Here is a 26,412-nt window from a genome sequence, read left to right on the forward strand (position 1 = left end):
GAAGTGTATTGAATCACGCCGCCAGGCCGGCAGTGATCGGGTGAACAGGTATGAATGATTTACCGATCGAAGGTTTCACGACCCCCAACGAGAACTCGGCGATGGTGCTGCTGGTCGACGACCAGGCCATGATCGGCGAGGCGGTGCGGCGTGGCCTGGCCAACGAAGAGAACATCGACTTCCACTTCTGCGCCGATCCGCACCAGGCAGTGGCCCAGGCCGTGCGAATCAAGCCTACGGTGATCCTCCAGGACCTGATCATGCCTGGCCTGGACGGGCTGACCCTGGTGCGTGAATACCGCAACAACCCGGCGACCCAGGATATCCCGATCATCGTCCTGTCGACCAAGGAGGACCCGCTGGTCAAGAGCGCAGCCTTTGCTGCCGGGGCCAACGATTACCTGGTCAAGTTGCCGGATACCATCGAGCTGGTGGCGCGCATCCGCTATCACTCGCGTTCCTACCTTACCCTGTTGCAGCGCGACGAGGCCTACCGTGCTTTGCGCGTCAGCCAGCAGCAACTGCTCGATACCAACCTGATGCTGCAGCGGCTGATGAACTCCGATGGCCTGTCCGGGTTGTCCAACCGCCGCCATTTCGACGAGTACCTGGAACTGGAATGGCGCCGGGCCATGCGTGAGCAGCAGCAGTTGTCGCTGCTGATGATCGACGTGGATTACTTCAAGGCCTACAACGACAGCTTTGGCCACCTGGCCGGTGACGAGGCCTTGCGCCAGGTGGCCGAGGCGATCCGCGGCTCGTGCTCGCGGCCGACCGACCTGCCGGCGCGCTATGGCGGCGAGGAATTCGTCCTGGTATTGCCCAACACCTCGCCGGGTGGGGCACGCCTGGTGGCCGAGAAGCTGCGCCAGACCGTGCTCGGCCTGGGCATCCCGCACACCGCGCCGGTGCCCGACTCGTATCTGACCGTGAGCATTGGCCTTGCCACCCAGACTCCGTCCATCGGCAGCCATAGCCGGCAACTGATCTCGGCTGCGGACAAAGGCCTGTACCAGGCCAAGAATGGCGGGCGCAACCAGGTTGGCATCGCCTGACAGGGCCTGCACGGTAATTGCGGCCATTCGGCGCCCGGCGGGTCTGCCGCCCTGCGGCGGACTCGGTTATACTCGCAGGCTTTTCACCGAATTCGTGCGAGTAGCCAGCCCATGGAAATCCAACCGATCCTGAACACCATCAAGGACCTCACCGAGCGTTCCCAGTCCATTCGGGGGTATCTTTGACTACGATCACAAGCATGACCGCCTGATCGAAGTCAACCGCGAGCTGGAAGACCCCAACGTCTGGAACAAGCCCGAGTACGCCCAGACCCTGGGCCGCGAGCGTGCCATGCTGGCACAGGTTGTCGAGACCCTGGACAAGCTGTCCGGCGGCCTGGCGGACTGCCAGGACCTGCTCGACATGGCCGTCGAGGAAAATGACGAAGGCGCCGTCGGCGACGTCGTGACCGAGCTGGAAGGCCTGGAAGAAAAACTGGCCCAACTCGAGTTCCGTCGCATGTTCAGCGGCGAAATGGACATGAACAACGCCTACCTGGATATCCAGGCCGGCTCCGGTGGTACCGAGGCGCAGGACTGGGCCAACATCCTGCTGCGCATGTACCTGCGCTGGGCCGACAAGCGTGGTTTCGATGCCACCATCATCGAGCTTTCCGAAGGTGAAGTCGCCGGCATCAAGGGCGCCACCGTGCATATCAAGGGCGAGTATGCCTTCGGCTGGCTGCGCACCGAGATCGGCGTGCATCGCCTGGTGCGCAAGAGCCCGTTCGACTCCGGTGCCCGTCGCCACACCTCGTTCTCGGCGGTGTTCGTGTCGCCCGAGATCGACGACAAGGTCGAGATCGAGATCAACCCGGCCGACCTGCGTATCGACACCTATCGTTCCTCCGGTGCCGGTGGTCAGCACGTGAACACCACCGACTCGGCGGTGCGTATTACCCACGTACCGACCAACACCGTGGTGGCCTGCCAGAACGAACGCTCCCAGCACGCCAACAAGGACACCGCCATGAAAATGCTGCGGGCCAAGTTGTACGAGCTGGAAATGCAGAAGCGCAACGCCGCCTCGCAGGCGCTGGAAGATAGCAAGTCGGACATCGGCTGGGGCCACCAGATCCGCTCCTACGTGCTGGATGACTCGCGTATCAAGGACCTGCGTACCGGTGTAGAGCGCAGCGACTGCCAGAAGGTATTGGACGGCGACCTCGACCAGTACCTGGAAGCGAGCCTCAAGCAAGGGCTGTAAATCGCACACAACCGCCGCGGTACCTGGCATGGGCCGGTACCGCGTGCCCTGCCCGAAAGGGGCACCGAACACCTGATGGAAAGAATGACGAAATGAGCGACCTTAAGACCGAAGCGCAAGACCTGCAACAGGAAGAAAACGCCCTGATCGCCCTGCGCAAGGAAAAGCTTGCCGCCGAGCGCGCCAAGGGCAATGCCTTCCCCAATGACTTCCGTCGCGACAGCTACTGCAACGACCTGCAGAAGCAGTATGCGGACAAGACCAAGGAAGAACTGGAAGCTGCAGCGATTCCGGTCAAGGTTGCCGGCCGCATCATGCTCAACCGCGGCTCGTTCATGGTCATTCAGGACATGACCGGCCGTATCCAGGTCTACGTCAACCGCAAGACCCTGCCGGAAGAAACCCTGGCCGCGGTCAAGACCTGGGACCTGGGCGACATCATCAGCGCCGAAGGTACCCTGGCCCGTTCCGGCAAGGGCGACCTGTACGTCGAAATGACCAACGTGCGCCTGCTGACCAAGTCGCTGCGCCCGCTGCCCGACAAGCACCACGGCCTGACCGACACCGAGCAGCGCTACCGCCAGCGTTACGTCGACCTGATGGTCAATGAAGAAACCCGCCACACCTTCCGTGTGCGTTCGCAGGTGATCTCGCACATCCGCAAGTTCCTCATCGAGCGCGACTTCCTCGAAGTCGAGACGCCGATGCTGCAAACCATCCCGGGCGGTGCCGCGGCCAAGCCGTTCGAAACCCACCACAACGCCCTGGACATGGCCATGTTCCTGCGCATCGCGCCGGAGCTGTACCTCAAGCGCCTGGTGGTTGGTGGCTTCGAGAAGGTGTTCGAGATCAACCGCAACTTCCGTAACGAAGGCGTTTCGACTCGTCACAACCCTGAATTCACCATGCTCGAGTTCTACCAGGCCTACGCCGACTATCGCGACAACATGGACCTCACCGAGGAACTGTTCCGCGAGCTGGCGCAGCTGGTACTGGGCACTACCGACGTGCCGTATGGCGACAAGGTGTTCCACTTCGGCGAGCCGTTCGCCCGCCTGTCGGTATTCGACTCGATCCTCAAGTACAACCCGGAGCTGACCGCTGCCGACCTGCAGGACGTCGACCGCGCCCGCGACATCGCCAAAAAGGCCGGTGCCAAGGTGCTGGGCCACGAAGGCCTGGGCAAGCTGCAGGTGATGATTTTCGAAGAGCTGGTCGAGCACAAGCTGGAGCAGCCGCACTTCATCACCGAGTACCCGTTCGAAGTATCGCCGCTGGCCCGTCGCAACGACGACAACCCGGCTGTTACCGACCGTTTCGAGCTGTTCATCGGTGGCCGCGAGATCGCCAACGCCTACTCCGAGCTCAACGATGCCGAAGACCAGGCCGAGCGCTTCCTGGCCCAGGTGGCCGAGAAGGACGCCGGTGACGACGAAGCCATGCACTACGACGCCGACTTCGTTCGCGCACTGGAGTACGGCATGCCGCCGACTGCAGGTGAAGGTATCGGTATCGACCGCCTGGTGATGCTGCTGACCAACTCGCCGTCGATCCGCGACGTGATCCTGTTCCCGCACATGCGTCCGCAGGCCTGAGTGAATTGAATGAGCCGCCTTTCGAGGCGGCTTTTTCTTGCCTGAAGCTTTATGTTGTCAGTACCGGCCTCTTCGCGGCTAAAGCCGCTCCCACAGGGATCCCACTACCCTCAGGCTGGTGCGGTCCCTGTGGGAGCGGCTTTAGCCGCGAAGAGGCCGGCACTGACGAAACACTGTCCATGAGGTACCCCCCGTGACACCCGCAATGCCTCAACAGGGCGCCGCCGGCATCGCCACCGCCGTCGCCGAAAGCGTGCAATACCAAGGCCGCAAGACTGCCCGGCAGGGCAGCGAGCAGCGCCGCCAACTGATCCTCGACGCCGCCATGCGCATTGTCGTGCGCGATGGCGTACGCGGTGTGCGCCATCGCGCCGTCGCCGCCGAGGCCGGTGTGCCATTGTCGGCCACCACCTACTACTTCAAGGATATCGAGGACCTGCTGACCGATACCTTCGCGCAGTACGTCGAACGCAGCGCCGCCTACATGGCCAAGCTGTGGGCCAATACCGAGGTGGTGTTGCGCCAGTTGCTGGCCCAGGGTGACGGCAGCCCGCAGGCGCGGGCGCGGTTGGCTGACGAGGTAGCACGCATGACTGCCGACTACGTGCAGCGACAACTGCTGAATCGCCGCGATTTCCTGATGGCCGAGCAGGCCTTCCGCCAGGAGGCGCTGCTGTGCCCGCGCCTGGCTCAACTGGTGTGCGCCCATGACCAGATCCTGCTGCATGGCACCCGCCAATTGCTGCAGGTGGTGGGCTCGCAGCAACCGGAACAGGACGCCCAAATGTTGACGGCGATTATCGAGCAGATGGAATATCAGGGCCTGCTCAAGGATGCGAACGCGCAAGCCGATGGGCAGATGCTCGCTATGCTTAGCCGATACCTGCAGCTGGTGCTGGCATCGGCCTGAGCCGAGACCGACTTTTCAAGGAGAACCTGATGAAAGCCTGGCGTGTGGTGTTGTTGACTTTGTCATTCCTGCTGCTGGGCGGTTGTCTGGTGACCTTCCACGAGCCGTTGCCGAGCAACCAGGCGGCGCCCAAGGCCCTGCTGGGCAAGTGGAGCAGCAAGGACGCCTGGGGCGAGCCGCTGAAGCTGGTGATCAGCCGTAGCGGCGGTGATGCCTACAAGGCGGTGGCCACGGCCAAGGGCAAGGCCCCTGAGGAATACGTGTTCACCGTGTCGCGCCACGGTAACCGCTGGTACCTGTCGGCTGGCGTGCCGAAGCGCCTGGGTGGCAACTTCCTGATCGGCGGTTTCGATATCGTCGATGGCAAGGAACTGGTGGTCTACAACCTGGATGTCGAGCAGGTGCAGCAGGCGGTGGACAAGAAGGAGCTGACCGGGCGCAGCACCGAAGTGCCGGAAGACAACGGCGACGGCGTGCTGATCGACAGCCCGTCGGCGCGGGTGCTGGCGTACCTGGACGACCCGGCCAACTCCGACCTGTTCGTTGAAGTGGCACGGTTCCAGCGCTCCGGCAAATGACCGTGCTGGCTTCTTCGCGGCTAAAGCCGCTCCCACAGGGACCGCACCGGTTTCGAGCCTGATGCAGTACCTGTGGGAGCGGCTTTAGCCGCGAAGAGGCCGGTACAGGTTTCTTGTACTAGAAAGGAGTCCCCGGTGGACGAATACCAGCAAACCATCCGTGCCCTGTCCGACCGCATCGTTGCGGCGCAGACCCCGATCCGGGTTCTGGACGCGGTGAAGTGGGACGACAACATCCGCCAGGGGTTCCTCAAGGCCAAGGGCAAGGAGCCGCCGGCTGTCGACCGTGCCTACTACCAGTCGCGCCCGCTGGCGTTCGATTCCAGCGCGGTAAAGGCCGAGTTTCAGGGCATCGAGCGCGACATCATTCGCCAGCTCGGCCAGTTCAACCCGGTCGGGCAGATCATGAAGCGCATGTGCCGCGAATACCGCATGGTGGTGCGCATGCTCGAAGCGCGTGGCACCGAGGATTTCGGGCTGATCTCCCAGGAACTGTACGGCGCTGCCTCGGATGCCTTCCACGCTGGTGATCCGACCTTGGCCGACCTTGGCCTGATGCTGTCGGACTACCTGAACAACATCGATGGCCGTGGCGACCTCAAGGACGAGCCGAAGAACCTCACTGCCAAGGAAGCCGTGGAAATCCTCCAGCACCGGTTGAACAAGGTATTCGGCGAGGCCGAGGAGACCATCCGTGTGTTCGAGTCCGACGGTATCGTCGCCGATGCCGCGGCCGGGGCCGACTACATCAAGGTGCGTGCCGACGCCATGTTCAACTCCCGTGACGTGCGCGCCCTGGAGGTGCACGAAGGGCTGGTGCATGTCGGTACCACGCTCAACGGCCTGAACCAGCCGATCTGTACCTTCCTGGCCAAGGGCCCGCCCTCGTCGACGGTCACCCAGGAAGGCCTGGCCATCCTCATGGAGGTGATCGCCTTCGCCTCCTACCCCAGCCGCCTGCGCAAGCTCACCAACCGCACCCGCGCCATCCACATGGTCGAGGAGGGTGCCGATTTCATGCAGATCTACAACTTCTTCCGCGAGCAGGGGTTCGAGATGGCGCAGAGCTACAGCAACGCCAGCCGTGTGTTCCGCGGGTCGGTGCCCAATGGCCTGCCATTTACCAAGGACTTGTCCTACCTCAAAGGCTTCATCATGGTTTACAACTACATTCAGTTGGCCGTGAAGAAGGGCAAGCTCGAACAGATCCCGTTGCTGTTCTGTGGCAAGACCACCCTGGAAGACATGCGTACCCTGCGACAGCTGGTCGAGGAAGGCCTGGTCGAGCCGCCCAAGTATCTGCCCGAGCAGTTCCGCGACCTCAATGCGCTGTCGGCCTGGATGTGCTTCTCCAACTTCCTCAACCACCTGAGCCTGGACCGTATTGAAGCCGATTACGCGAACATTCTCTGAGTGCTGCCGCCTGCTGGCCCTGGGTTTGATCCTGCTGGGCCTGTGCGGTTGCAGCAGCCTGCTGTTCTATCCCGAGCGCGGCCAGCCGTTCACGCCCGAGCGGGCCAGGCTCGAGTACCGCGATGTCACCTTGATCACTGCTGATGGTATCCGCCTGCACGGCTGGTGGTTGCCGGCCAAGGCCGGGGTGGAGGTCAAGGGCACGGTGCTGCACCTGCATGGCAATGGCGGCAACCTGCCTGGGCACCTGGGCGGCAGCTACTGGCTGCCGGAGCAGGGCTACCAGGTTTTGATGATCGATTACCGCGGCTATGGCCTGTCCCAGGGCGAGCCGAGCCTGCCCGAGGTGTACCAGGACATCGCCGCGGCCATGGCCTGGCTGGAGCAGGCGCCCGAAGTCAAGGGCAAGCCGCTGGTGCTGCTGGGGCAGAGCCTTGGCGGGGCCATGGCCATTCACTACCTGGCGGCCCACCCGGAGCAGCGCCAGCGTTTCAGTGCTTTGGTATTCGACGGTGTGCCGGCCAGTTACCGTGCGGTCGGGCGCTTTGCCCTCAGCACCTCGTGGATTACCTGGCCGCTGCAGGTGCCGCTGTCGTGGCTGGTGCCGGACGGTGACAGCGCGATCCGCTCGATCGAGCAGCTGAGCAGCCCGCCCAAGCTGTTCTTCCACAGCATCGACGATACCCTGGTGCCGATGGACAACGGCATCCGCCTGTACCAGCACGCGCCAGCGCCGCGGGTGCTGCAACTGACCCGTGGTGGCCACGTGCAGACCTTCGCCGACCCGACCTGGCGCCAGGTGATGCTGCGTTTCCTCGACGACCCCAGCCATTTCAACGGCCTGCGGCGGCTGGCCGAAGTGCCCAATTACCCTGACGAGAAGAACAAGCAATGAGTGAAGAACGCAACGCCATCCCGCTGATCCTGACCGGTGTCGGCAGCATCATCGTGACGGTGGGGGCCTTGTGGTACTACGGTTACCTGCATTTCGCCAAGCCCGAAGATGCCCTGTTGCTGCAGGACTTCACCATGCTCAAGACCATCCCCGGCGAGGACTACAAGGTCTCGCTGGACCCGGCGCCACAAGTGGCTCAGTGCGTCGACGGCGTGTTGGTGCTGTTCGATACCCAGCAGAAAGGCCTGACCGGGGTGCTGGTGGACAACCGCAAGCGTGCTGTGCGTTGCATGGGCGAGGAAACGCCGCAGCAGGTGCAGTGAGCCATTATCTCTGCTGCCTGTGCTGGCCCTTTCGCGGCTAAAGCCGCTCCTACAGGGACCGCGCCAGTCCCTGTGGGAGCGGCTTCAGCCGCGAAAGGGTCGGAACAGGCAAAAGAAAGCCCCGCTTCGATCGCGGGGCTTGTCAGTTCAGCTAGCCAGCCTTACCGCTGTACCTGGCTCACAGAGCGAGGTGCCACCGGCTGGTTGTCGTTGGAGATGGTCACCTCCACCCGGCGGTTCTGCGCACGCCCCGAATTGCTCGAGTTGTCCGCGACCGGGTACTCCTTGCCATAGCCCTGGGCGACGATGCGCGCTGGGTCGACGCCGGCACGTACCAGTGCCATGCGTACGCTGTTGGCGCGGCGCTCTGACAGGCCCTGGTTGTAGTTGGCCGAGCCGACGCTGTCGGTGTAACCCTCGACGATCACCTTGCGTTCCGGGTTTTCCTGGAGGAATTGCGCCAGCTTGGTGACGTTCGGGTAGGCGTTGCTCTTGAGTTCGGCCTTGTTGAAGTCGAACAGCACGTCTCCGAAGGTGACCAGCGTGCCGCGGTCGGTCTGCTTGGCGTTGAGGCTGTCCAGCAGCTTGGCGATCTGTGCGTCGCGTGCGTCAAGCTTGGCCTGGGCGCGCTGGGCTGAAGCGTTTTTCAGTTCGCTTTCGGCAGTGCGCAGGGCGATGGTCTGCTTGGCCACTTCGACGCGCTGGTTGGTCAGGTAGGCCAATTGGTCGACCTTCTTCTCGTCTTCACGGTCCATGTAGGCCTTGTCGGCCTTGTTCAGCCAGTCCTGTGCGTCCTTGGTCTCCAGCGCCGCAACCTTGCTCGATTGCGGGTCGCTCTGCAGCGAGGAGAAGTTGGTGCGGGCCGATTCGAGGTTGGCGTTAGGGTCGTGCGAGCAGGCGGCAAGGCCGACGCTCAGGGCCAGCAGGGCGGGAATCATGACGTAGTTGCGCATAGTGTTCATCCTTTGATCGTGTGCGAAGACCGAGGTGGGCAGGGCAGGGCTCACTGAGCGCTGCGCAGGCCTTCCTCACGTACGTCCTGAACGCCCTGGCGGGCATCCTGCACGGCCTTCTGGGCCTTGGCCGCCTGGGCCTTGCGTTCGGCGAGGCGGGCGTCCCATTCGGCCTGTTCGGCCAGGCGCCTGGCGTCGTCGTACTTCTTGTCATGCATGGCGATCTCGGCCTGCTTGAACTTGTCCTGGGCCGCTTTCATTTCCACGGCGGCGAACTCGGTGCCGCCAGCGCTGACGGCCGAGTTCACGGCGGACTGGGTGACTGCATACTGCTCGGTGGGCGGGTTGCCCGCACAGCCGGCCAGGACCAGGCTGCTGCCCAAGGCCAGCGCTGCCAGCTTGAACCCGCGCACATGAGTGGATGAGGGTTTGTAGATGCGGGTGTTCTTGGTGGTCAGTTCCATTGGATCACTCCTGTTTACGACGTTGTCCGTAGCAGTCCATCGCTCGTTCCCTGACACGTGCACGCGCTTCAGCTCAACGGTGCACAACGGCAGGTGTGCAGGGTTTTAGCGTGATGGCTATTGGCTGTGACTGACGCGTTTTTCGGATAGTTCAGAAAAAATCATCTTGAGCGGATAACTATTTCTGACTAATCGGTCAGTGCGATTCGCCTGGAACTTTCGCGGGGCGTAGCGGTATTCCGGGCCTTTGCCAGGCCCGGAGCGGGGGCGGCCGGTTACTTCTCGCTGTCGGCTGCTGGGTTGCTCAGGGCGTGCAGATGCTGTCGCGACAGTGACAGAAAGCGCGGAGTAGGGCCGATGTCCTCGTACAGCGGGTCGCCTTCCTCGTCGGTGGCAATGACCTGGCGGCCTTGCACATAGGGGAAGCTGGCTTCCAGTTCCTCGAGGGCTGCCGCGACGAGCTCACCGAGCAGTTCCTCGGCGGTGCGCTTGGGGTACATGTCGATCAGCGCGGCCAGGCGCGCTTCGGACTCAAGGTCCAGATGCAGGACATGGCCCGTGGGGCTGAGGGTGCCGGCGGCATTCTGTTCCCAGTGCTGGGCGAGTTCACGGATTTTCATGCTGACCTCTGTTGACGCCTGAAAGGGCTGCAATGCATGGGAGTGTCGTGCTTTCACTTTAGTTTGCTTTGGCCGATCACGGCTTGCCATCGGCGCCTGGCTGTGGGCACTCTTGGAGCGAATACCGAGCCCCCCTGTGGGAGCGGGTTCACCCGCGAACACCGGCGCAGCCGGTGCCAGGCACCGCGCTGGATGCTTCGCGGGTGAACCCGCTCCCACAGGGGATCGCGTAAGGGCTGAAAAAGGGATGCAATGCGCCAGAGCCGCGCCGGAGAGAGGGCCAATGACCGATATCGATGTGCGTTTGCGTGAAGATGTCCATGTGTTGGGTGAACTGCTTGGCGATACCATTCGCCTGCAGCATGGCGAGGCGTTCCTGCAGAAGATCGAAGACATCCGTCACAGTGCCAAGGCCGACCGCCGTAGCGCCGGCGAGCAACTGAGCTCGACCCTGGCGGACCTGGCCGATGAAGACTTGCTGCCCGTGGCCAGGGCCTTCAACCAGTTCCTCAACCTGGCCAACATGGCCGAGCAGTACCAGTTGATCCGCCGCCGCGACGCCGACCACCCCGAGCCGTTCGAGGCCCGGGTGCTGCCCGAGTTGCTGGCGCGCCTGAAGCAGGCCGGGCACAGCAATGATGCCCTGGCCCGGCAATTGGCCAAGCTCGACATCCAGCTGGTGCTCACTGCGCACCCCACCGAAGTGGCCCGCCGCACCCTGATCCAGAAGTACGACGCCATCGCCGGCCAACTGGCTGCCCAGGACCACCGCGACCTGACCCCGGGGGAGCGCCAGCAGGTGCGCGAGCGCCTTCGCCGGCTGATCGCCGAGGCCTGGCACACCGAAGAAATCCGCCGCACCCGACCGACGCCGGTAGATGAAGCCAAGTGGGGCTTTGCGGTAATCGAGCATTCGCTGTGGCACGCCATTCCCAGCCACTTGCGCAAGGTCGACAAGGCCCTGCTGGAGGCTACCGGCCTGCGCCTGCCGCTGGAAGCGGCGCCGATCCGCTTCGCCTCGTGGATGGGCGGTGACCGTGATGGCAACCCCAACGTGACCGCAGCGGTCACCCGCGAAGTCCTGCTGCTGGCGCGCTGGATGGCTGCCGACCTGTTCCTGCGCGACATCGATGCGCTGGCTTCCGAGTTGTCCATGCAGCAGGCGGACGATGCGCTGCGTGAGCAGGTCGGCGACAGTGCCGAACCCTACCGCTCCCTGCTCAAGCAACTGCGCGATCGCCTGCGAGCAACGCGCGCGTGGGCGCATTCGGCATTGACCAGCAGCCAGCCGGCCAGCGCCGAGGTGCTGGTGGACAACCGCGACCTGATCGCGCCGCTGGAGCTGTGCTACCAGTCCCTGCACGCCTGCGGCATGGGTGTGATCGCCGAAGGCCCGTTGCTCGACTGCCTGCGCCGCGCCGTGACCTTTGGCCTGTTCCTGGGCCGCCTGGACGTGCGCCAGGACGCCGCTCGCCACCGTGATGCGTTGAGCGAGATTACCGACTACCTGGGCTTGGGGCGTTATGCCGACTGGGATGAAGAGCAGCGCATCGAGTTCCTCCAGGCCGAGCTGAAAAACCGCCGGCCACTGCTGCCCGCGCACTTCAAGCCGCAGGCCGATACCGCCGAGGTACTGGCCACCTGCCGGGAAATTGCCGCTGCGCCGGCCGCCTCGCTGGGCTCTTACGTCATCTCGATGGCCGGTGCTGCCTCGGATGTGCTGGCGGTGCAGTTGCTGCTCAAGGAGGCCGGCCTGACTCGGCCCATGCGCGTGGTGCCGCTGTTCGAGACCCTGGCCGACCTCGACAATGCCGGCCCGGTGATGCAGCGCCTGCTCGGCCTGCCAGGCTACCGTGCGAACCTGCGCGGCCCGCAGGAAGTGATGATCGGCTATTCCGACTCGGCCAAGGACGCTGGTACCACGGCTGCGGCCTGGGCGCAGTACCGGGCCCAGGAAAACCTGGTGCGTATCTGCGCCGAGCACCAGGTCGAATTGCTGCTGTTCCACGGCCGTGGCGGCACGGTAGGCCGCGGCGGCGGCCCGGCCCACGCAGCGATCCTGTCGCAGCCACCAGGGTCGGTGGCGGGGCGCTTCCGCACCACCGAGCAGGGCGAGATGATCCGCTTCAAGTTCGGTTTGCCGGGCATCGCCGAGCAGAACCTGAACCTGTATCTGGCTGCGGTGCTGGAGGCCACCTTGTTGCCACCGCCACCACCGCAGCCGGCCTGGCGCGAGGTGATGGACCAACTGGCCGCCGATGGCGTCAAGGCCTACCGCGGCGTGGTGCGGGAGAACCCCGATTTTGTAGAGTATTTCCGCCAGTCCACCCCGGAGCAGGAACTGGGGCGCCTGCCGCTGGGCAGCCGACCGGCCAAGCGCCGCGCCGGTGGCATCGAAAGCCTGCGGGCCATCCCGTGGATTTTCGGCTGGACCCAGACCCGCCTGATGCTGCCAGCCTGGCTTGGTTGGGAAACGGCATTGAACAATGCACTGGCGCGTGGCCAGGGTGAACTGCTGGCGCAGATGCGCGAGCAATGGCCGTTCTTCCGCACCCGCATCGACATGCTCGAGATGGTGCTGGCCAAGGCCGATGCGCAGATCGCCGAGGCCTACGACGAACGTCTAGTGCAACCTCACCTGCTGCCTTTGGGTGCGCACCTGCGCGACCTATTGTCGCAGTCGTGCCAGGTGGTACTGGGCCTTACCGGGCAGCCGGTGCTACTGGCGCACAGCCCCGAGACGCTGGAATTCATCAGCCTGCGCAATACCTACCTGGACCCGTTGCACCGCCTGCAGGCCGAGTTGCTGGCCCGCTCGCGCAGCCGCGAAGCCGCTCTGGACAGCCCGTTGGAGCAGGCCTTGCTGGTGACTGTGGCGGGTATCGCAGCCGGCCTGCGCAATACCGGCTGAAGGTAGGCCCGGGGCGCACAGGGCAGGTGCCGTGCGGGGGATGCAAGTGGGCGAAGAGGGTGGTTGCGCCGGGCGCAACCGCCTGCCAGGCCAGCCGTAGGTGGCGCAATCCTGCAACTTTGGGACGCTTGTCTGGCTGCCGGGCGCTGTGTATCTTGAGCAGCCTTCTGACCGATTTATGGTCATACCCGATTTTCCGGACTTGGCCCTGGTTGCCGAATCCATTGAATTTCATAACAAAATTTGAGGAGCACGAGATGCGCGTAATTCTGCTGGGAGCTCCCGGGGCCGGTAAAGGTACTCAGGCAAAGTTCATCACCGAAAAGTTCGGTATCCCCCAGATTTCCACCGGTGACATGCTGCGTGCCGCCGTCAAGGCTGGTACCCCGCTGGGCCTGGAACTGAAGAAAGTCATGGATGCCGGCCAGCTGGTCTCCGACGAGTTGATCATCAGCTTGGTCAAGGAGCGCATCGCCCAGCCTGATTGCGCCAAGGGCTGCCTGTTCGACGGCTTCCCACGCACCATCCCGCAAGCCGAAGCCATGGTCGCTGCCGGTGTCGACATCGACGCCGTGGTCGAAATCGCCGTGGACGACGAAGAAATCGTCGGCCGCATGGCTGGCCGCCGCGTGCACCTGGCTTCGGGCCGCACCTACCACATTCAGTACAACCCGCCGAAAGTGGAAGGCAAGGACGACGAGACGGGTGAAGACCTGATCCAGCGTGATGACGACAAGGAAGAGACCGTTCGCCATCGCCTGTCGGTTTACCACAGCCAGACCAAGCCGCTGGTGGACTTCTACCAGAAGCTGTCGGCCGCCAATGCCGGCAAGCCGAAGTACAGCCACATCGAAGGCGTCGGCTCGGTCGAAGCCATCACCGCCAAGGTCCTGGCAGCCCTGAGCTGATCCAGCACCCGACGCACCTCGACAACGGCCCGCTTGCGGGCCGTTGTCGTTTGTGGGTCGCGCTCCCACAGAGACCGCGTCAAAGGGCCGTACAGCTGCCCCTTCGGGACACAACGCCGCCGCTGCTCTATACTGCCGCTCTTTTCCCCCTTGTACCTGGATACCCGTTCGATGACCACCCTCCTGGCCCTGGATACCGCCACCGAAGCCTGTTCCGTCGCACTGCTGCATGACGGCAAGGTAACCAGCCATTACGAGGTGATCCCGCGCATGCATGCCCAGAAGCTGCTGCCGATGATCAAGCAGCTGCTGGCCGAGTCCGGCGTGACGCTGAATGCGCTGGATGCCATCGCCTTTGGCCGTGGCCCGGGCGCTTTCACCGGCGTGCGCATTGCCATCGGGGTGGTCCAGGGCCTGGCCTTCGCACTGGAACGCCCGGTTTTGCCGGTGTCCAACCTGGCCGCACTGGCCCAGGGCGCGCTGCGCGAACACGGTGTACAGCAAGTGGCGGCCGCCATTGACGCGCGCATGGATGAAGTGTATTGGGGCTGCTATCAGGCCGCCGAAGGTGAAATGCGCCTGGTCGGCCAGGAGGCAGTGCTGCCGCCCGAGCAGGTGGCGCTGCCGGCGGGCAGCGCTGGCGAGTGGTTCGGTGCCGGTACCGGTTGGGGCTATGCCGAGCGCCTGGCGGTGCAGGTGGCCGCCAGCAATGCCAGTGCCTTGCCCAACGCCCTGGACATCCTTAGCCTGGCCAGCTTTGCCTGGGCACGCGGCGAGGCGATCGTTGCCGAACAGGCGCAACCGGTCTACCTGCGCGATAATGTAGCGACACCCAAGAAGCGCTGAGTGTTGTTCGTCGGTTATCGCCGATGACACTAAAACCTTTTGCGCGATCTGTGGTCCAGTTATCACTCGAGCATTAGCGATGGAACCCTGATGCTGCTAAATTGCCATCATTGGTTCTGAGTGCTCATGCCATGCGTATCGACGGTTTCTCATCGCAGTCCTATCCGATCAAGCGCACCCCGCGCAAGGCAGCGGTACGTGACGAGGCCATCGATGATGCCGAGGTGATCGAGGAGGTCGAAACTGCCTCTCAGGAAGCCACCGCCCGCCGTCGCAGCGATGGCCTGCCAGCCCGCCAGCAGGACATGATTTTCCCCCGCGCCCGTGACCGCCGCACCGCTACCGCATTGGCCAGCTACCTGAGCACTGCCGGTTTTACCGACTGGGACATGGAAGTACTGGGGCTCGACCTGTACATTTAGTGGATGAGTCCATCACCACTGCCTTATTTTCTCGGTTGCCCGTCATGGAGCGAAAACGCCTGGCGCGACTACCTGTATCCCGCCGACGCCAACAGCGGTGAAATGCTCGGCTACTACAGCCAGGTGTTCAACGCCGTCGAGGGCAATACCACTTTCTACGCACGTCCCGCACCCGGCACCATTGCGCGCTGGGCGCAGATCATGCCCGAACACTTTCGCTTCACTGCCAAGTTCCCCCGGGACATCAGCCATGAAGGCGACCTGCGTGATCAGCTGGAACCGGCCTTTGACTTCACCCGCCTGATGGCCCCGCTGGGCCAGCGCGTAGCGCCGTACTGGCTACAGTTGCCGGCCCAGTTCAGCCCCGCACGGCTGGGCGAGCTTTGCCACTTCCTTGACGAAGTCGGAGTGCCGGTGGCCGTGGAGGTGCGCAACCAGGCTTTCTTCGCCAAGGGTGAAGAAGAGCGGTTGCTAAACCGCCTGCTGCATGAGCGTGGCGTGGAACGTATCTGCCTGGACCCGCGCGCCTTGTTCAGCTGCACCTCTCGTGAACCTGCCGTGCTGCATGCGCAGGCGAAGAAGCCCAAGGTACCGCCACGCCCGGCAGCCTTCAGCCAGCACCCGCAGGTGCGCTTCATCGGCCACCCGCAGCTGGAGGCCAACGAGGCCTTTCTTACCCCCTGGGTGGACAAGGTCGCCGCCTGGATCGAGGAAGGCCGCAACCCCTACATCTTCCTGCATACCTCGGACAATCGCCTGGCCGCGGCACTGGCCCAGCGCTTTCATCAACGCCTGATGCAGCGCCTGCCGGGCCTTGCCGCGTTGCCGGAATTGCCGCGCACCCCCGAGGTCGAACAATTGGGGCTACTCTGACCTTCCCCTGACTGCCGGAGGTTGAACCATGGATGTGCAAACCCTGCGAGCCGAAGCCTTCAAGGCCCTGCACGAGCGCGACAGCGCCTTCGTCATCCCCAACCCGTGGGATGCCGGCTCGGCCAAGTTGCTGGCCAGCCTGGGCTTCGAGGCGCTGGCCACCACCAGTGCAGGCCTGGCTTTCAGCCTGGGCCGTCCGGACGCCGAAGGCGCCTTGAGCCTGGACGATACCCTTGATAATGCCGGGGAGATCGTCGATGCCACCCCGCTGCCGGTGGCTGCCGACTTGGAGAACGGCTTTGGTGACCTGCCCGAAGATTGTGCCCAGACCATCCTGCGCGCTGCCGAGGGTGGCCTGGTAGGCGGTTCCATCGAAGATGCCAGTGGCCGCAGTGAAGCGCCCATCTACGACTTCGGGCTGGCCGTGGAGCGCATTCGTGCAGCTGTGCAGGCAGCGCGTAGCCTGTCGTTCCCGTTCACCCTGTGCGCCCGGGCAGAGAACCTGCTGCACGGGCGCATGGACCTGGACGACACCATCCGGCGCTTGCAGGCCTATGCCGAGGCCGGTGCTGATGTGCTCTACGCGCCAGGGCTGCGTACTGTCGAGGAAATCCGCGCGGTGGTGCAGGCCGTCGCGCCACGGCCGGTGAATGTGCTGATGGGCATGGCGGGCGTGCCGCTGAGCGTCAACCAGTTGCAGGACCTGGGTGTACGCCGCATCAGCGTCGGCTCGTCGCTTGCCCGTGCCGCGTTGGGGGCCTTCCACCGTGCCGCGCTGGAGATTCGCGATGAGGGCACCTTCGGCTATGGGGAGCAGGCGCTGCCGTTCGCACAACTCAACGACCTGTTCCGCCGCTGATGAGGGCCGTGCTGGCGTTGCTGGCCAGCCTGTCGCTGCTTGCGGGGCTGGCCTGGCACCTGGGTTGGCGGCTGCCCGCCGCGTGGAACCCGTGGGCGCCGCTGGACGTGCGTCAGCCCCCCAACCTGCTGACCCCATACAAGTTGTCCCGCCTTCGCGATGACCCGACGCTGTGTCGCCTGGCACTTCAAACCAGCCAACTGCGCTACCGGGCACAAGCCGACAGTTCGGCTACTGCCAACTGCCCATTGCGGAATGTATGGCGTATCGACGGTGGTCAGGCGCGGCTCGGCGGCAGCTTCCTGGCCAGTTGTCCGTTGGCAGTGGCGTATGCACTGTTCGAAAACCATGGCCTGCAGCCTGTGGCGCAACGGGTGTTGGGGCAGTCGGTGGCTCAGGTCGACCACCTGGGCAGTTTTGCCTGCCGCAATGTCTACCACCGCAAGCAGGGCCGGCTGAGCCAGCACGCCACGGCCGATGCCCTGGACATCAGTGGCTTTCGCCTGCGAGACGGCCAGCGCATCGTCCTTGCGCGGGACTGGCAGGCGGGCGGGCAGAAAGCGGAATTCCTTCGTCAGGTGCAGCGGGCGGCTTGTGACAGCTTCAGCACGGTACTTGGGCCGGACTACAACGCTGCACACCACAACCACTTTCATGTGGACATGGGCCGCTGGCAGATCTGTCGCTGAGCCTGGGCGCGTTCAGGCGTGGGCGCGCACGTTGTTAAGCACCACCGGGCGTGCCCAGTGAATGTCGAACTCCAGGTCGTTCTGTTGCTTGGCCAGGGTGGTGTCATCGAACGGTTCGGGCGCCGGGTCCAGCAGGTTGGTCTCGAACTCGGCGATCGGCAGGAACAGCGAGCGCGGAACAGGGCCGGGGCCGGGCTCGGCAATCGGGTGACCTTGGCTCATCACCACCGGGCGTAGCCAGCTGTTGCTGATATCGAGCTGGCGCTGCTGCTCGATCAGCTCGACTGCGCTGAACGGTTCGGGGGCGGGCGGCAGCAGGTTGGCTTCGAGTTCTGCCTTGGGCAGGAACAGTGGCTCGGGCGGTGCCACGATGGTGTCATGCACCGGGCAGGCACGCTGGGCGTCGATCAGGGCTAGCGCCCGGGCGCCGCCGATCGGCTCGCCACTGCTCTGGTCGTATTGCACGAACGACTGGCTGACGCTGTCTACGGGCTCTTCCTGCTGCTCGGCCATGGCCCGGGCAAAGAAATCCTGCCACAGGTGGCTGACGCCCCCGAGTGCCTGAGTGTTGTGCTGACTGTAGTTGCCGACAGGCGACAGGTAGGTCAAGCCGATGGGAAGAGTATCTGACATGGCAGTCGCGCGCGTTGTGCTCTGGCAGAATAGCGGGATATTGCCTGTATCGGCCGAAGTAGCCGATACATTAAGGGCTGGGTTTAATTTCTAGGTGTGAATGATGGAAGAGCAGGGCACAGGTATCCGGGTCGAGGCGCTGTCGGCTGAATTCGAGGCGCAAGCCGCTGCGTGGGCACAGCGCCTGGAGTTGCCGCTGCAGGACGATGCTGCCGGGTTTGCCGTACAGGTGGGCGTCGATGGCTTGCAGATCCAGCAATTGGGCCCGCAGGCACCGGGGCCGGTGCGGGTGGACTTTGTCGAAGGCCAGGCCGCGCACCGGCGCCTGTTCGGTGGTGGCAACGGGCAGATGATCGCCAAGGCGGTGGGCATTGCCCAGGGCGTGCGTCCGCAGGTGCTGGATGCCACTGCCGGGCTGGGCAAGGACGCGTTCGTGCTGGCCAGCCTGGGCTGCCAGATGACCCTGATCGAACGCCAGCCGCTGATTGCCGCGCTGCTGGAGGACGGCCTGGCGCGGGCCCGTGCGGATGAAGAGGTGGGGCCGATCGTGGGGCGCATGCGCCTGCTGACCGGCAACGCCATCGAGCGCATGCGCGCCTGGGAAGGCGAGGCGCCCCAGGTGATCTACCTCGACCCGATGTTCCCGCACCGGGACAAGAGTGCGCTGGTGAAGAAGGAAATGCGTGTGTTCCGCCCATTGGTCGGTGATGACCTGGATGCCCCGGCCCTGCTCGAAGCCGCCCTGGCGCTGGCCAGCCACCGGGTGGTGGTGAAGCGGCCGCGCAAGGCGCCGATCATTGACGGGCCCAAGCCGAGCCACAGCCTGGAGGGCAAGTCGAGCCGGTATGACATTTACCCGAAGAAGGCGCTGAAGGCCTGATTTGGCTATGCCTGTTCGGGCCTCTTCGCGGGTAAACCCGCTCCCACAGGTGCTGTACAAACTTCAAGATCACATCGACCCTGTGGGAGCGGGTTTACCCGCGAAGAGGCCCGCACAGGCAGCCTGATATCAGGGCTGGAATGCCCGCAAGAACACCCCAACCACCTCGCGCACATGCGCCTCGGCCTCATCCCCCTCCAGCGGCCCCGCGCACCCCAGCAGCAACCGGTAATCCGGTGCGCCCTTGACCAGGCAGAAGAAGTGCTCCGCCGCACGCAGGGGGTTGTCGATACGCAACAGGCCGCGCTCATGCGCCCCTCGCAACAGTGCCTCCATCCCCGCCAGCACGCGCTTGGGCCCGGCTTCGTAGAAGTACTCGCCAAAGCTCGGGTCCAGGCTGCCCTGGGCCATGATCAAGCGGCTGAGCTTGACTGCCTCATCGCTGCTGATCAGCGCCTGGAAACCACGGGCAATAGTCAGCAGCACCTCTTCCACCGGCACCCCCTCGGGGTACTCGAACAGCATGTCGGGCAACTGGATCTGGCAGGTTGCCATTACCGCCGAGCCGAAAAGCGTCTGCTTGTCGGTGAAGTGGCTGTATACGGTGAGCTTTGAAACACCTGCCGCCGCAGCGACCGCATCCATGCTGGTGTTGGCGTAGCCGAGGCTGAGGAAAAGGGCTTTGGCTGCTTCGAGAATTGCCTCGCGTTTGGCCAGGTCCTTGGGCCGGCCCGGGCCGATGGGTGCGTCGTTGGACATTGTGGTCTGCATCTGGTTGAAGAATCGCTCATCTTAACGGGTCAGGCGCCAGCCTTCGAGTTGAACCGTTCTGGCGTGTCAGGCGAACAGGGCTTCGGCCATATCCTGCAAAAACCAATGCATCCTACCTTCCCGGCGCCGGTTGCCTGACTTAATATACTCCCCAGTACAAATATTGAATGTACCCATCGCGAAAGGATTCATCATGTTGCGCCCTGCCTTGTTCATTGCTCTGTCTGCCGCTGCCGCGATGTTGCTGGCGGCGTGCGGCCAGGAAGCCGCCCCACCGGCTGCGCCGCGCCCGGCGCTGGTGGTGCAGCCGCAGCCGGCCGAAGCCGCTGCCGACAGTTACCCCGGCGAAGTGCGTGCACGCTTCGAGCCGGAACTGGCTTTCCGCATAGGCGGCAAGGTCAGCAAGCGCCTGGTCGAGGAGGGGCAGCGGGTAAAGGCCGAACAGCCGCTGGCCGAACTGGACCCGCAGGATGTGCGCCTGCAACTGGAGGCCAACCGTGCCCAGCTGGCAGCCGCCGAGGCCAACCTGTCGCTGGTGCGCGCCGAGCGCGATCGCTACCAGAAGCTGCTGGACCGGCAAATGGTCAGCCATTCCCAGTTCGATAACGCCGAAAATCTCTACCGTGCCGGCCTGGCCCGGCTGAAACAGGCCAAGGCCGAGTTCGACGTGGCTGGTAACCAGGCTGAATATGCTGTGCTGCGCGCCCCGCAGGCCGGGGTGATCGCCAAGCGCCAGGTGGAAGTGGGCCAGGTGGTCGGCGCAGGGCAGACCGTGTTCACCCTGGCCGCAGATGGCGAGCGGGAAGTCGCCATCGGCCTGCCGGAGCAGCAGTTCGCCCGCTTTGCCGTGGGCCAGCCGGTGAGCGTGGAGCTATGGTCGCACCCGCAGGAGCGCTTCCAGGGGCGTATCCGCGAGCTGTCACCGGCTGCCGACCCACGTTCGCGCACTTTCGCTGCCCGCATCGCCTTTACCTCGGCCGACACCCCGGCGGAGCTGGGCCAGAGCGCCCGGGTGTTCATCGCCCACGAAGGGCTGATCCCGTTGGCGGTGCCCCTGTCGGCAGTCACAGCGGAAAACGGCCAGGCCTACGTCTGGCGGGTCAACAAGGACAGCCGCCTGGAGCGGGCAGTGGTGCGCCTGGGGCCCTACGGCGCCGACAGCGTACCCGTGCTTGAAGGCCTCGCCCCCGGCGACTGGGTTGTCGCCGCGGGTGGCCATGTATTGCGCGAGGGCCAGGAGATACGCCCCGTGGACCGTACCAACCGCGTAGTGAACCTGACGGCCAAGGAGTAAGTCCCGATGGGTTTCAACCTTTCTGCCTGGGCGCTGCGCAACCGCCAGATCGTCCTGTTCCTGATGATCCTGCTGGCGGCCATTGGCGCCATGTCCTACACCAAGCTCGGCCAGAGTGAGGACCCGCCGTTCACCTTCAAGGCCATGGTCATTCGTACCCTGTGGCCCGGTGCCACCGCTGAGGAAGTGTCGCGTCAGGTCACCGAGCGCATCGAAAAAAAGCTGATGGAAACCGGCGAGTACGAGCGGATCGTCTCGTTCTCCCGCCCGGGCGAATCGCAGGTCACCTTCATGGCCCGCGACTCGCTGCATTCCAGGGACATCCCCGAGCTGTGGTACCAGATCCGCAAGAAGGTCGCGGACATCCGCCACACCTTGCCGCCGGAGATCCAGGGCCCGTTCTTCAATGACGAGTTCGGCACCACCTTCGGCAATATCTATGCACTGACCGGTGAGGGCTTCGACTACGCGGTGCTCAAGGACTATGCCGACCGTATCCAGATCCAGTTGCAGCGGGTCAAGGACGTGGGCAAGGTCGAGCTGATCGGGCTGCAGGACGAGAAAATCTGGATCGAGCTATCCAACGTCAAGCTGGCCACCCTCGGCGTGCCGCTGGAGGCCGTGCAGCAGGCCCTGCAGGAGCAGAATGCGGTCAGCACCGCCGGTTTCTTCGAAACGCCCAGCGAGCGCCTGCAACTGCGGGTGAGCGGGCGCTTCGACAGCGTCGAGCAGATCCGCCAGTTCCCCATCCGCATAGCTGAACGCACCTTCCGTATCGGCGATGTGGCCGAGGTGCACCGCGGCTTCAACGACCCGCCCGCACCGCGCATGCGTTTCATGGGCGAGGATGCCATTGGCCTGGCGGTTTCGATGAAGGACGGCGGCGACATCCTGGTGCTGGGCAAGGCATTGGAAAGCGAGTTCGAGCGCCTGGCACGCAGCCTGCCGGCCGGCATGGAACTGCGCAAGGTCTCGGACCAGCCGGCGGCGGTCAAGGCCGGCGTGGGCGAGTTTGTCCAGGTGCTGGTCGAGGCGCTGGTCATCGTGCTGTTGGTAAGTTTCTTCTCGTTGGGCTTGCGCACGGGGCTGGTGGTGGCGCTGGCCATCCCGTTGGTGCTGGCCATGACCTTCGCCGCCATGCACTACTTCGGTATCGGCCTGCACAAGATCTCCCTCGGCGCGCTGGTGCTGGCCTTGGGCTTGTTGGTCGATGATGCGATCATTGCCGTGGAGATGATGGCGATCAAGATGGAGCAGGGCTACGACCGCCTCAAGGCGGCCAGCTACGCCTGGAGCAGCACCGCGTTCCCGATGCTCACCGGCACCCTGATCACGGCGGCGGGTTTCCTGCCCATTGCCACGGCGGCCTCCAGTACGGGCGAATACACCCGTTCGATTTTCCAGGTGGTGACCATCGCCTTGCTGACCTCCTGGGTCGCCGCCGTGGTATTCGTGCCTTACCTGGGCGAGCGCCTGCTGCCGGACCTGGCCAAGCTGCATGCCTCCCGTCATGGCAAGGACGGCCACGCGCCAGACCCTTACGCCACACCGTTCTACCAGCGTGTACGGCGTGTGGTGGAGTGGTGCGTGCGGCGGCGCAAGACGGTGATCCTGCTGACCATTGCCGCCTTTGTAGGAAGTATCCTGCTGTTCCGTTTCGTGCCCCAGCAGTTCTTCCCGGCCTCAGGGCGCCCGGAGTTGATGGTCGACCTGAAACTGGCCGAGGGTGCCTCGCTGGCCAACACCGCCGAGCGGGTCAAGCAACTGGAGGCGTTGCTCAAGCAGCAGGAAGGTATCGACAATTATGTGGCCTACGTGGGCACCGGTTCGCCGCGTTTCTACCTGCCACTGGACCAGCAGCTGCCGGCGGCCAGCTTCGCCCAGTTCGTGGTACTGGCTAAGTCGATGGAGGACCGCGAGCGCCTGCGCAGCTGGCTGATCAGCACCATGGACCAGCAGTTCCCCGACCTGCGTGCCCGGGTCACCCGCCTGGAAAATGGCCCGCCCGTGGGGTACCCAGTGCAGTTCCGGGTGACTGGCGAGCACATCGAGAAGGCCCGTGCGCTGGCCCGTGAAGTGGCCGACAAGGTGCGCCAGAACCCGCATGTGGTGAATGTGCACCTGGACTGGGAAGAGCCGAGCAAGGCGGTGTTCCTCGAAATCGACCAGGACCGCGCCCGCGCCTTGGGCGTGAGCACCGCTCACCTGTCGAGCTTCCTGCAAAGCTCGCTGACCGGCACCACGGTCAGCCAGTATCGCGAGGACAACGAGTTGATCGAGATCCTGCTGCGCGGCACTCGGCAGGAACGCAGCGAGCTGGGCAACCTCGGCAGCCTGGCACTGCCGACCGACAATGGCCAGAGCGTGGCGTTGTCGCAGGTCGCGACTCTGGAGTACGGCTTCGAGGAGGGCATCATCTGGCACCGTAACCGCTTGCCGACGGTGACCGTGCGCGCCGATATCTACGACAAGGAGCAGCCGGCGACGCTGGTGAAGCAGATCGAGCCGACCCTGCATGACATCCGCGCCAAGCTGCCGGACGGCTATTTGCTGGAAGTGGGCGGCACGGTCGAGGACTCCGAGCGCGGGCAGAAGTCGGTGAATGCCGGCATGCCGCTGTTCGTGGTGGTGGTGCTGAGCTTGCTGATGATCCAGCTGCGCAGCTTCTCGCGCACGGTGATGGTGTTCCTCACTGCGCCGCTGGGGCTGATTGGCGTGACCTTGTTCTTGCTGGTATTCCGCCAGCCGTTCGGCTTTGTCGCCATGCTTGGCACCATTGCCCTGGCGGGGATGATCATGCGCAACTCGGTGATCCTGGTGGACCAGATCGAGCAGGACATCGCGGCGGGGCTGGATCGCTGGCAAGCGATCATCGAAGCCACGGTGAGGCGCTTCCGCCCGATCGTGCTGACTGCTCTGGCGGCGGTGCTGGCGATGATCCCGTTGTCGCGCAGTGTGTTCTACGGGCCGATGGCGGTGGCGATCATGGGCGGGTTGATCGTGGCCACCGTGCTTACCCTGCTGTTCTTGCCGGCGTTGTATGCGGCTTGGTTCAGGGTGAAGAAGGGCTGAAGGCCGCAGGGGAGGGCTTTGCCCTCGAATCGCCGGCAAGCCAGTTCCCACAGAACTGCACATAACTCGTTAGCAGGGACACTGTGGGAGCGGCTTTAGCCGCGAACACCGGCGCAGCCGGTGCCATACACCGCGTTGGATTCTTCGCGGCTAAAGCCGCTCCCACCTCGACCGCATTGTCCTCAAGCCATGCGCTATCTCTGTGGGAGCTGGCTTGCCGGCGATGGGCTGCAAAGCAGCCCCCAGGGGGCCCTCAGAGGGCGCCGAAGACCTTCTTGGCCAGGCTTGTAGCCGCTTCGGCCGGGTTCTGACGAATGCTCTGCTCCTGCTTGGCAATCATTTCAAACAGGCCATCCAGTGCCTTTTCAGTCACGTAGTTCTCGATGCTGGCGCTCTTGGCATCGACCACACCCAACGCCACTGCCTGCCCGGCAAAGTTGTTGTACTGCTGAGCCAGGCCAACCTTGTCGGTAGCCTGCTTGACGATCGGCAGGAACTTGGCGCGGATCTGCTCGCGGCTGCTCTTGTTCAGGTACTGGGTGGCCGAATCGTCACCGCCGGCGAGGATGCCCTTGGCATCGGTCACGCTCATGTTCTTCACGGCATCTACCAGAATCGCCTGGGCCTGCGGCACAGCAGCCTCGGCGGCCTTGTTCATGCTGGCTTCCAAGGCCTCGACCTGTTCACCCTTGCCGAACATCTTCATCGCCTTGGCGGCCTTGCCCAGGTTGCCAGGCAGTTCGATGCGCACGTCGGGGTTGTCGCTGAAGCCGCCGGGGGTGCTCAGCTGCTTGACGGCCAATTGTGCGCCTTGGGTCAGGGCATCCTTCAGGCCGCCAGTGGCGTCTTTCTGGGTCAGATCGCCCAGCGACAGGGCCAGGGCACTGGCCGACAGCAGCAGGCCGGCACACAGGGTGGTGAAGCGCAGGGAAGTGCGGATCATGAAGCTTTCCTTGTAAACAGATGAATACGGGTGTCAGCGGACCGGATCGACCTTGATCCGCACGGGCTGAGGGTCACTGCCGTCGAGCATGACACCGTGGTGCTCGGTGTTTATGAACAGCAGCTTGCCGTCCAGCTCGATGCGCGCGCTTACCGCATAGCGGTGGCCTGGCTTGACCTGGGCCGGGTCGTAGATGAGGTGGAATGGCAGCGGTACGTTGCCTTTGACCGGGCCAGCCTGGCGGGCCAGGGTAACCGCCGGGGCGTCCATCAGCGAGACGTCCTGCAGCTCCACGCTGAGGGTGGCGGCCGGTGGCAGGGCACTGCGTTGCAGGTAGAAGACTTCGCCATCCAGGCTGGCCTGGTTGGACGGGGTATGGCTGGAACAGGCTGCTAGCAAGGATGCGCAACACAGCATAAAGAGCTTTTTCATGGTATCTCCGAAGTCCTTGGCGTTGGCTTGTGGCCAACCCCAGGGACTTTAGCGGATTTCTTCTGGTGGGTCCTTGATGAAGATGCGACAAGGAGGGGGAGAGCAAGGCGAAGCGCAATATTCAGCTGCGGCGCGGCGGTCGCAGGCTGATTGCCTCCAGTTCGGTAACGCTTTGAAGGGTCAGGCCGCGCAGCGTTCTCGCGGCGTACGGGGTCATGGTATGTGGGTCGTAGTAGGCCACGCGCAGATGCAAGGGTTCGTCGTCATTGACTGTGTTGCCATCCAGGTACGTGGTAAGCGTCACAGGTCCCTGTGTCGGCCACAGGGCGGCACCGGCAATGTAGCTGGAGCTTCTGTTGCTGTAACCGTCTTCCTGGGTCCGATACAGGCCGAACGTCATCAGCGCCTGTGGCCTTAGCAACTCTTCGGGAATCTCGATGATGTTCTTCATCTCGATGATCGCGGGCGACAGGGGCTGCTGACTTTGCTCGCCAGGCTGGGCGGGTATCCTCAGGACCATGGGAGGGTTTGGCTCAGGCTGGTCGATTGCAAGTGGCATCGACAGGCTCAAGCTGTTTGGCTCTTCATTGACGCCAACACCATAACTGGCCACTAGCGTTGGTTCGGCACCTTTCGGCAGGCTATTGCGGTCCAGCAGCAAGTTGAAAGGCATTGCGACGCCAAGCGTCTGGCACCCCCAGGCGGCCAGGATGATCTTGTTCTCATCCGTGCCCAACTGTACGCGTACGCCAAGGTGCGGTGCGCCTTCAGCTGTATGGATGCACGACGGGACAAGCACGGTCCCGCGGATCTCGATGAAGTTGGCGGGTAGCATGTTGGTTTTCCTCGGTTCGGTCATGGGTACA

At 63.9% G+C, this 26,412-nt stretch carries 26 protein-coding genes; 18 read left to right on the forward strand and 8 right to left on the reverse strand.

Annotated elements, in window-relative coordinates:
- Window positions 1–50 precede the first annotated feature (50 nt).
- From wspR to KDB76_RS06355, 8 genes are all read left to right on the forward strand, one after another.
- The gene (gene wspR, locus KDB76_RS06320) at window positions 51–1,055 is read left to right on the forward strand and encodes a Wsp signal transduction system regulator diguanylate cyclase WspR (RefSeq protein ID WP_024086387.1); all 1,005 of its coding nucleotides are present in this window, start codon (window positions 51–53) and stop codon (window positions 1,053–1,055) included.
- Window positions 1,056–1,166: 111 nt separating this feature from the next.
- Window positions 1,167–2,262 (forward strand): peptide chain release factor 2 gene (gene prfB, locus KDB76_RS06325; protein WP_144241746.1). Its coding sequence is split into 2 segments (ribosomal slippage): window positions 1,167–1,238 and window positions 1,240–2,262, totalling 1,095 coding nucleotides; the frame shifts between segments, so codons are not numbered across the junction.
- Between the two features lie 92 nt (window positions 2,263–2,354).
- On the forward strand, window positions 2,355–3,857 hold the full coding sequence (gene lysS / locus KDB76_RS06330; RefSeq protein WP_013971217.1) for a lysine--tRNA ligase: 1,503 nt from the start codon (window positions 2,355–2,357) through the stop codon (window positions 3,855–3,857).
- Between the two features lie 205 nt (window positions 3,858–4,062).
- Window positions 4,063–4,767 carry a TetR family transcriptional regulator gene (locus KDB76_RS06335; protein ID WP_013971218.1) on the forward strand — a complete coding sequence of 235 codons (705 nt, stop codon included), beginning with the start codon at window positions 4,063–4,065 and terminating at the stop codon, window positions 4,765–4,767.
- A 29-nt stretch (window positions 4,768–4,796) separates the two neighbouring features.
- Entirely contained in the window at window positions 4,797–5,345 is a 549-nt protein-coding gene (locus KDB76_RS06340; protein WP_003258915.1) for a hypothetical protein, read from the forward strand.
- A 135-nt stretch (window positions 5,346–5,480) separates the two neighbouring features.
- The gene (locus KDB76_RS06345) at window positions 5,481–6,758 is read left to right on the forward strand and encodes a flavohemoglobin expression-modulating QEGLA motif protein (protein ID WP_013971219.1); all 1,278 of its coding nucleotides are present in this window, start codon (window positions 5,481–5,483) and stop codon (window positions 6,756–6,758) included.
- A complete protein-coding gene (locus KDB76_RS06350) occupies window positions 6,730–7,653 on the forward strand; it encodes an alpha/beta hydrolase (protein WP_023661516.1) in 924 nt (307 codons plus the stop codon). Before KDB76_RS06345 ends, KDB76_RS06350 begins: the two co-directional genes overlap by 29 nt.
- The gene (locus KDB76_RS06355; protein ID WP_003252219.1) at window positions 7,650–7,976 is read left to right on the forward strand and encodes a hypothetical protein; all 327 of its coding nucleotides are present in this window, start codon (window positions 7,650–7,652) and stop codon (window positions 7,974–7,976) included. Before KDB76_RS06350 ends, KDB76_RS06355 begins: the two co-directional genes overlap by 4 nt.
- Window positions 7,977–8,137: 161 nt before the next feature.
- On the opposite strand, the gene KDB76_RS06360 is transcribed toward KDB76_RS06355, so the two are convergent.
- The 3 genes from KDB76_RS06360 to KDB76_RS06370 form a co-directional block, all read right to left on the reverse strand.
- Window positions 8,138–8,929 (reverse strand): OmpA family protein, encoded by a 792-nt coding sequence (locus tag KDB76_RS06360; RefSeq protein ID WP_038408796.1) that lies wholly within the window; start codon window positions 8,927–8,929, stop codon window positions 8,138–8,140.
- A gap of 50 nt (window positions 8,930–8,979) precedes the next feature.
- Window positions 8,980–9,393, reverse strand: a complete 414-nt coding sequence (locus KDB76_RS06365; protein ID WP_003258911.1) for a DUF4398 domain-containing protein — start codon at window positions 9,391–9,393, stop codon at window positions 8,980–8,982.
- A 275-nt stretch (window positions 9,394–9,668) separates the two neighbouring features.
- Window positions 9,669–10,013 (reverse strand): type 1 pili tip component, encoded by a 345-nt coding sequence (locus KDB76_RS06370; protein WP_013971223.1) that lies wholly within the window; start codon window positions 10,011–10,013, stop codon window positions 9,669–9,671.
- Between the two features lie 283 nt (window positions 10,014–10,296).
- Here KDB76_RS06370 and ppc point away from each other — a divergent pair, with 283 nt between their 5' ends.
- The 7 genes from ppc to KDB76_RS06405 all read left to right on the forward strand — a co-directional run bounded on the left by ppc (window position 10,297) and on the right by KDB76_RS06405 (window position 17,521).
- On the forward strand, window positions 10,297–12,924 hold the full coding sequence (ppc, locus tag KDB76_RS06375; protein ID WP_023662498.1) for a phosphoenolpyruvate carboxylase: 2,628 nt from the start codon (window positions 10,297–10,299) through the stop codon (window positions 12,922–12,924).
- A gap of 257 nt (window positions 12,925–13,181) precedes the next feature.
- Entirely contained in the window at window positions 13,182–13,832 is a 651-nt protein-coding gene (adk, locus tag KDB76_RS06380; RefSeq protein ID WP_003259830.1) for an adenylate kinase, read from the forward strand.
- A gap of 171 nt (window positions 13,833–14,003) precedes the next feature.
- A complete protein-coding gene (gene tsaB / locus KDB76_RS06385) occupies window positions 14,004–14,678 on the forward strand; it encodes a tRNA (adenosine(37)-N6)-threonylcarbamoyltransferase complex dimerization subunit type 1 TsaB (RefSeq protein WP_024086388.1) in 675 nt (224 codons plus the stop codon).
- 131 nt (window positions 14,679–14,809) lie between these two features.
- Window positions 14,810–15,100 carry a hypothetical protein gene (locus KDB76_RS06390; protein ID WP_038408798.1) on the forward strand — a complete coding sequence of 97 codons (291 nt, stop codon included), beginning with the start codon at window positions 14,810–14,812 and terminating at the stop codon, window positions 15,098–15,100.
- Between the two features lie 3 nt (window positions 15,101–15,103).
- Window positions 15,104–15,973, forward strand: coding sequence for a DUF72 domain-containing protein (locus KDB76_RS06395; RefSeq protein ID WP_013971227.1), 870 nt, complete (start codon window positions 15,104–15,106; stop codon window positions 15,971–15,973).
- 28 nt (window positions 15,974–16,001) lie between these two features.
- A complete protein-coding gene (locus KDB76_RS06400) occupies window positions 16,002–16,832 on the forward strand; it encodes an isocitrate lyase/phosphoenolpyruvate mutase family protein (RefSeq protein ID WP_013971228.1) in 831 nt (276 codons plus the stop codon).
- Entirely contained in the window at window positions 16,832–17,521 is a 690-nt protein-coding gene (locus KDB76_RS06405; RefSeq protein WP_013971229.1) for an extensin family protein, read from the forward strand. The genes KDB76_RS06400 and KDB76_RS06405 overlap by 1 nt, the downstream gene beginning before the upstream one ends.
- 12 nt (window positions 17,522–17,533) lie before the next feature.
- Here the strand turns inward: KDB76_RS06405 and KDB76_RS06410 are convergent, their stop codons facing one another.
- Window positions 17,534–18,154: a hypothetical protein gene (locus tag KDB76_RS06410; RefSeq protein WP_023662151.1), complete on the reverse strand. Its 621-nt coding sequence runs from the start codon at window positions 18,152–18,154 to the stop codon at window positions 17,534–17,536.
- 103 nt (window positions 18,155–18,257) lie between these two features.
- On the opposite strand from KDB76_RS06410, the gene KDB76_RS06415 reads away from it, so the two are divergent.
- Complete coding sequence (locus tag KDB76_RS06415) at window positions 18,258–19,034, forward strand: class I SAM-dependent methyltransferase (protein WP_024086389.1); 777 nt, start codon at window positions 18,258–18,260, stop codon at window positions 19,032–19,034.
- Window positions 19,035–19,163: 129 nt separating this feature from the next.
- Here KDB76_RS06415 and KDB76_RS06420 read toward each other — a convergent pair whose 3' ends face one another.
- Window positions 19,164–19,805 carry a TetR/AcrR family transcriptional regulator gene (locus KDB76_RS06420; RefSeq protein ID WP_013971232.1) on the reverse strand — a complete coding sequence of 214 codons (642 nt, stop codon included), beginning with the start codon at window positions 19,803–19,805 and terminating at the stop codon, window positions 19,164–19,166.
- A 193-nt stretch (window positions 19,806–19,998) separates the two neighbouring features.
- Here KDB76_RS06420 and KDB76_RS06425 point away from each other — a divergent pair, with 193 nt between their 5' ends.
- Together KDB76_RS06425 and KDB76_RS06430 are read left to right on the forward strand one after the other, a co-directional pair.
- Window positions 19,999–21,099: an efflux RND transporter periplasmic adaptor subunit gene (locus KDB76_RS06425; RefSeq protein WP_024086391.1), complete on the forward strand. Its 1,101-nt coding sequence runs from the start codon at window positions 19,999–20,001 to the stop codon at window positions 21,097–21,099.
- Window positions 21,100–21,105: 6 nt separating this feature from the next.
- Window positions 21,106–24,171 (forward strand): efflux RND transporter permease subunit, encoded by a 3,066-nt coding sequence (locus KDB76_RS06430; RefSeq protein ID WP_013971234.1) that lies wholly within the window; start codon window positions 21,106–21,108, stop codon window positions 24,169–24,171.
- A gap of 253 nt (window positions 24,172–24,424) precedes the next feature.
- Here the strand turns inward: KDB76_RS06430 and KDB76_RS06435 are convergent, their stop codons facing one another.
- The 3 genes from KDB76_RS06435 to KDB76_RS06445 form a co-directional block, all read right to left on the reverse strand.
- Entirely contained in the window at window positions 24,425–25,114 is a 690-nt protein-coding gene (locus KDB76_RS06435; protein ID WP_013971235.1) for a DUF4197 domain-containing protein, read from the reverse strand.
- A gap of 33 nt (window positions 25,115–25,147) precedes the next feature.
- Window positions 25,148–25,546, reverse strand: a complete 399-nt coding sequence (locus KDB76_RS06440) for a YbaY family lipoprotein (RefSeq protein ID WP_015269180.1) — start codon at window positions 25,544–25,546, stop codon at window positions 25,148–25,150.
- A gap of 121 nt (window positions 25,547–25,667) precedes the next feature.
- The gene (locus KDB76_RS06445; RefSeq protein ID WP_235208028.1) at window positions 25,668–26,381 is read right to left on the reverse strand and encodes a hypothetical protein; all 714 of its coding nucleotides are present in this window, start codon (window positions 26,379–26,381) and stop codon (window positions 25,668–25,670) included.
- Window positions 26,382–26,412 lie beyond the last annotated feature (31 nt).

The sequence above is a fragment of the Pseudomonas sp. JS425 genome, assembly GCF_018223845.1.
Taxonomy (GTDB): domain Bacteria; phylum Pseudomonadota; class Gammaproteobacteria; order Pseudomonadales; family Pseudomonadaceae; genus Aquipseudomonas; species Aquipseudomonas asiatica.